The sequence below is a fragment of the Paracoccus binzhouensis genome (genome assembly GCF_016446475.1).
Classification (GTDB): domain Bacteria; phylum Pseudomonadota; class Alphaproteobacteria; order Rhodobacterales; family Rhodobacteraceae; genus Paracoccus; species Paracoccus binzhouensis.
Map to the genome: position 1 here is coordinate 1 of NZ_JAEHFP010000235.1, position 1,419 is coordinate 1,419.

2 protein-coding genes are annotated in these 1,419 nt (G+C 57.1%); both read right to left on the reverse strand.

Going from position 1 to position 1,419, the window contains the following annotated elements:
* Window positions 1–70 precede the first annotated feature (70 nt).
* Window positions 71–523, reverse strand: coding sequence for an AAA family ATPase (locus tag I9P22_RS24150; protein WP_233253586.1), 453 nt, complete (start codon window positions 521–523; stop codon window positions 71–73).
* 5 nt (window positions 524–528) lie between these two features.
* Complete coding sequence (locus tag I9P22_RS24155) at window positions 529–1,152, reverse strand: uridine kinase family protein (protein ID WP_018000053.1); 624 nt, start codon at window positions 1,150–1,152, stop codon at window positions 529–531.
* Between the last annotated feature and the right edge of the window lie 267 nt (window positions 1,153–1,419).

Below are 1,419 nucleotides of genomic sequence, written 5' to 3' on the forward strand. Positions count from 1 at the left end.
CGTGCCAAGGTCACCTCCCACGTAGAGATGATCTTGAATCACAGCCAGACGCGCAGGGGAATCCTTTTTGTCAACACAACCTAGCACTTAGGCAGGACTCCACCTGCGCTAACCGCCAGGTTCGGATCTGTTCATTTCTCGACTCGTCAGGATGCATGCTCTGCCCGACGATACGTTCGCACAATATCTCCCGGTCGACGTCCAAATAGAAATGAATGAAATTTGAATCGATCGATCGAACAGCGGAAAAGATCTCGTCGCGATGCGCTGGGTTCAGCAAGGTCATCGGCACTGCAATGTCCTGAGGATAATGGTCGCGTAGCTCGGCAATCGCCTGAACTGTAAGCCGACGCCAAAAAGGCAGGTCCTGATAGTTTCCGCTAGGTGGCATCGCCACGACCGTCTTGACGACGTAACCGATTTCCTCAGGGTCTAAAACGAGGAGGTCGGACCGCTTTTCGCACAGCCTTGAGGCGAGTGTGGTTTTGCCTGCGCCGAACGGTCCATCGATCCATATAATCATTGTTTCTATCGCTCCGCAGCGCTGCCAGCGCCTGTGAAACCAGACTCCGTGAATAAAACGTCGAACTGTTGTTCAGGTCGGACATCCTTAAAGTAGAAGTCCTCAGCAGCCTGCCACTGGTACTCCCAGGCACCCATCTCACCTTCGCGGGCGAGAAGCCTAGCCTGCCGGACAGGTTCGTCAACCTTCAACAATACCGAAAGATCGATCAGATCGGCCAGTTCCGGCCGAGCCGAGTATACGCCTTCGAGGATGATGATCTGCCTCGGTTCAATGCACGTGGGTTCGTCGAGGAGTCTTCCGTCAAACGTCTCCCAGTCGAATGCCCGCCAGCTGGCGCGATGACCCGCGCGCAGGCTCTCAAGCACGGCACGCTGTCGTACCCAATCGATGCAGCTGCGAACCAAGCAGGCGGGAGGCTCCTCACGTATGGACGTTCCTCCGGCATAGAAGTCGTCACCCTCGACCAGCGTCGCGCCCAAGTCCGCAGCAAGGACTGCAGCAAGCGTCGATTTGCCAGTGCCGCTGCGCCCATCGATGGCAACCGAAAGCGGCCGTCGGCTGCAAGCCGCTTTCAGGGAAAGCAAATCGCTCAATGCGCCGAGGTCAGCTGGGTGGTACTGCGTCATGACTTTTTTTTCTTACAGGTTCATTCGACTGCGCATCGGGCTGACCCCGAACGTGCGCACTCACATCCCACGATGCGCATTTGTCGACCGATGCTTTCTATGCGTCAGGCGGGATCCAGGGGATTCCCCTCTAACTCTAGTCAAGGAGACAGGCAATTGGGCCGCCTTCTATCTTCCGCATTCATGCTATCGGAAGTAGCCATTGCCGGGTACCTGCTCACCCCCGCCGGAGAGGAACTGCGTGACGGCGCCCTGCGCGTCGAGGAG

Excerpts from the sequence above, each read along its gene's own strand:
- I9P22_RS24150 (WP_233253586.1), bottom strand. The coding sequence starts at position 523 with ATGATTATATGGATCGATGGACCGTTCGGCGCAGGCAAAACCACACTC.
- I9P22_RS24155 (WP_018000053.1), bottom strand. The coding sequence starts at position 1,152 with ATGACGCAGTACCACCCAGCTGACCTCGGCGCATTGAGCGATTTGCTT.